Source organism: Mesorhizobium sp. M1E.F.Ca.ET.041.01.1.1 (assembly GCF_003997355.1).
Classification (GTDB): Bacteria; Pseudomonadota; Alphaproteobacteria; order Rhizobiales; family Rhizobiaceae; genus Mesorhizobium.
In genome coordinates, this window is the sequence record NZ_RZSL01000499.1 from 1 (window position 1) to 4,549 (window position 4,549).

The 4,549-nt window shown below is 59.6% G+C and carries 2 protein-coding genes; both read left to right on the top strand.

The window, feature by feature from the left end:
* Positions 1 to 1,605, top strand: a 1,605-nt coding sequence (locus EOA38_RS28735) for a hypothetical protein (RefSeq protein WP_210212994.1), incomplete at its 5' end; no start/stop codon positions are given.
* Positions 1,602 to 4,549: hypothetical protein (locus EOA38_RS28740; RefSeq protein WP_210212995.1), on the top strand; the 2,948-nt coding region annotated here is incomplete at its 3' end. The genes EOA38_RS28735 and EOA38_RS28740, both read left to right, overlap by 4 nt.

Below are 4,549 nucleotides of genomic sequence, written 5' to 3' on the forward strand. Positions count from 1 at the left end.
GTTTATCGATATCAATTCCGATGGCCGCGCTCAGCCGCGACGCGTGATCGTGCGAGTATGACAATGGAATTTCTTGATCGCCCCACCCAGTTCGAAGAACGCACCGGTCCCGCCTATTGGATCGACGAAGCGATTTGGGGACATCGCCTTCATGACGAGCAGTCGCCGTGGCTGACGTTCCTCGAGTTTCTGACGGTGCTTCTGTCGGAACACCGTGAAGGGCGGGCCCTGAGCGAGGAAACCTACAACAGTCTCTCGTATAAGCCCCAGCTTCAGCTACGCCTGCGCAACCTGGTGTTCAACAATCCCCATGTGATGACCGTTCGCGCCGAAGCAGGGTCAGACGACGCGGCTTGGTCACTTTGGCTCAATAAGATGGCCGAAACGGCAGGCGGCATCGACAAGCCTGATTTCAGGTATCTACGCGATCGCTTCGAAACTTTCGACGATTTCGCGGCCGTCTTGAACTTCCTCCAAGGCTCGGCGATTGAAGGGTCGAGCAACAAGCGGTGGAGCTCTAAGTTCGTCTTCCCGTTTGGGGCTCATTCTCTGTTCGAAGACGTCAACGTCAAGCCGAACGGCAGCGTCTCGAACGATCGTCGGTTTTTCGCCCGCACCGGCGAGATCCTCTACCTCATGTTGAGCAGGAGCAAGCACGCTGACGAGCTTCGCGTATTGCTGACGTCTCGTTTTCTGGATCAACCGGCCCCCTATGATGCGATGGCGCGCGCGCTCCAGGGAGATATCCAGCTCGCCAAGGCAGAGCGTGGGGGTGCCTATCTGCCGTGTTCTAAGCATCCTGTTTTCGATCGCATGGCGGAAGATTGGCTTTCAATCCTGAAGTTGCCCATTCCCGGCCATGACGCAGTTCCGCACCTTGTGACCACTGCTGGTCTCAATCTGCTTCTCTATCAACTCGATCGGGCAAGAGAGCTGCTTGATCGTTCTCCTGTCGAACTGGTTTGCGAAATCGTCTCGCCAAAAAAGTCCGTTGTGCGGGATCTGTCGGCCGACTCCTATCAACACAACAACATGCTGCCGCAACTGGCGATCGAGCGTTTTATCCTGCGCATTGCCGAGACGCAGGCCTGGACTGCGGCCGTTGCATCTGACGAACCCGTCTTGAGGGCCAGTGACCTCATGCAGCGCGAGTTCGGATGGCCAGACGGGGACGAAGACGAGACTGTCGGCGATCCGAAGCAACTGCTTGACGAGCTGCTCAGGAAGGCCACCACGCGTCACAAACAGCACGTGGGTAAAATTCATGCGACATGGTCGCGCGCAATCGGATTGTCGTCGCGTCGATCGAGCCGTCGCGTGCGCTATGCACCAACCGATCGGCTGCTGAAGACCCTCGTCGTGGCGTGCGTGGACAACAGACTTGAATTTAAAGACTTCCTGGTGCGCTTACATCAGCGCTACGGGATCGTCATCGGGGATGCGCAGGCACGATCGTTTGTCGATGCCGGGACCGCGGATCAGGAAGACTTTTCGGACAATGCGCATCGCCTTGAAGAGCGATTGGCAAGCCTCGGTCTTCTCAGACGCCTATCCGATAGTTGCGCCTACGTCGAAAACCCATTCCAGAGAGCGAGAGCCGAGTGAACCCCTCTGATCTCATTGGCGCCGCCGGCGCGACATCGATGCGTTTGCGTCTTGACGCGCTCTCGCCGGACGATGGCATGGCGCGCTACCTTCTTGATCGTCTGACCGGCGAGCAGGTCGCTGCGATCACTCAGGCGTTACTCACCGATGCGAAAGCCACCGAGCTTTTGAAAATCGCGCTGCCGCGCAGCCTGGTTTCACCCTTCGGACTTCCGGAAAGCGTAATGACGGACGAGCGGATGGTGGCGATCCGGCACGCCGACTGCGACCGTCCGGCACTTCTTTTTGCCAACACGGATGAAGACCAAGGTGCCTCCCTCGGGGATGTGACCCTGATCGGGGCGAAACAGCTGACGGAAGAGTCAGGGCCTTGGGTCGAGGCGGCCGCCGTGGGCCTGGGTCTGAGCGAGAGCCAGATCGCGACCTGGAGGGCTGCGTTGAGGGGACTGACCGCGGCCGATGACTGGACGCTCCACCAGATTGCAACCTACGTCGCCATGACCCGAACCCGTATTGAAACCGATGCGGTGCCGGTCACGGATGCACTGGGATGGGCATTGCCCGCATTGCGCCTACCACGCGACAGCGGCTACTTCCTAGGGCTTGGCGAACGCGATCGCGAAGTCCCGCGTCGGTGGAAGAAGCTGTTTGAAAAGCTCGTCGCCGATCGCAAACCATTGATGGTCAAGCAGCGCCCCAATCGCCAGCTCGTCGAAAATGAAGAGTTGAGAGAGCAGTTCGCGGAGGTGCGGGACGATATCCCCGCGGAGGTCCATCCTGCCATCGAGGCCTTCATTGAGGCCGCGCCAGGCTGGGGCCTAGAAGCAGAGGCGCTCAGCCTGTTCGAATGGGAGGCTGAGAGCGTTCTTCAGCTGTTTTCCGGGATCAAGCTGAAGAAAACGTCGCTCGCCCAAGAGACAATCAATTTCTTCGAGTTCACGTTTCCCGACCGACTGAGTCCAGCCGACAACGAGTACCTCCGCGTTCTCAAGGGACGATCGCTGAAGGAGACGCGTGAGGACGACCGCGAATTTTTCGAGGCGCACAGGGATGATCTGGGGCAAGACAAAGCTCTACGAGTCAAGTGGGAGCGCTTCGTCTTCGGTCGCCCGATCGAATGCACCGATTTCCTTGAAGGCCTGCTGCGAGTCATTGAACGTCTCTTTGGCCAGGTGAACCTCGGAGGTGGGTCCCGTAAATTGAGCATTAAGTCGGCCCGGCGATCGCGTAACCAGTGGCTCGACCTCAATGCTGACGTTGGCCTGTATTTCGGCCTGCGCTACAGAGGGTTGCCCGCGCTTCTCGGCGCAGCCGTCGAATGGGACGTGCCCCATCTCTTTAGCTACGAAGAACTGCTCGATCGCGCGAAAGCGCGTCAAAAAAAGTACCGGCGAAACGAGTCGACGGCGCGAAGCGCCTTGCAGATCAAATTCGATGTGGCGCTAACAGCCGGACGGGAGCGGGCAACCGTTCAGCTCGTGTGGACCGGGCAACCACCCGCCATCGGTCTGGAACTGCCGAAGGACCTCGGCCGCCTCATCAAGCGCCCGCTTGGGCGCAGCAGCGTCGCGCGCCTCTCGGTCAGCCGAAAGGGCGCACTCCAGTCGGTATCTCTCACCGATACGGGAACGCTGCAACCAGCCTTCGGGCAGGATGCCGGAACGCTTATCCCACGAACGAACACCGGTATCGACCTTGCGAAGCTCTTCCCAAAACTCTTGAAGGATGCAAGGGACGCCGGCCGGATCACACAGGCCGGCGCTGACGACATTGCTGCGGCGTGGAAGCAATTTGCCGCCTTGTATACCGACGCGCTTACATCACTGCAGTCGTCCGGGTACGCGTCTGCCACCATTGTCGCGCAGGCTGACGCCTACGGCGCCCTGCTGAACAGTCTGATCAAGAATGCCATAGGTGATCTTAACCGCCGCGATATCTGCGCGCCGGTGCTGCGGATCGGGACGATCGAAGTGCTTGGAAGCGCTCCGTCAGCCATTGTCGCACCTTGGCATCCCCTACGCCTGGCTGGTGTCGCGGCCAAAATGCGTTCGGTCGCTGGCTTAGCCGACTATCTCTTGTCGGATGTCGATTTGAACTTCGGCGACTCGCGTCTGTTTTTCAGCGATCTCCGCGACGAACTCAGCCATCCGCTCTATCCTGAAGTGGCCGTCGGCTATGAGGGCAGCGAACCCGTCCTGCTCACGGAAACAAGTACGGTCAACGACTACAGTCTGGTCGAGCGGCCGGTCCGCGATCCATCCGAGGCGACCACAGATGTCGATCCATCAGAGGCCGCAAGACAGATTCGCGCACTGCTTGAACGCTATCTCGACCTGCAGCCGCATGAGCGATCGAATCTGAGCATCATGCTCTACAATTGCGATGCGGCAGGTCTGCCGCTCGCAACCGTGAGCGCGCTAAGTTCTGTGCAGGACCAGGAAGAAGTTCATTGCAATGTGCTGGTCCGCCATCGCGATCGGGCCCGCTTGTCCGGAGTCTACACCGAGCTGCTTGAACGATCGGAAAACGATCCCGATGCGGTGGTGGTCAGCGAGACATCGCGGAACTTCATGTCGAAGCTGCGCATCGGCGTCATGCTCGACGTCGCAGGCGGATCAAAGTCGGGCGGAGCACGCGAGATAGACGTGGCCTTCCTGCACGACGTTGTCTCCCGTCAAGCGCGTGAACAGTGGTTCCCGGTTCCGGCTTTGCCGGATAATCCTTCCTTACTGCAACACGTGCCGGCCCGCTGGTCGTACCGGCGGGTCACCGCCGAAGACGAACTGAAGGCGACGAGTTACCTGACGTGCCCGCGTCAGCCAGATGCTGGCTGGGCCTATATCGACGCCGTCGCGAACGTTGTTCGGCGCCAGTCGCACGGTCCAGACGAACATTATCTGCCGGCCCGCCAGATCTCGTTCCAGGATGGTGGCCTGAAGGGGAT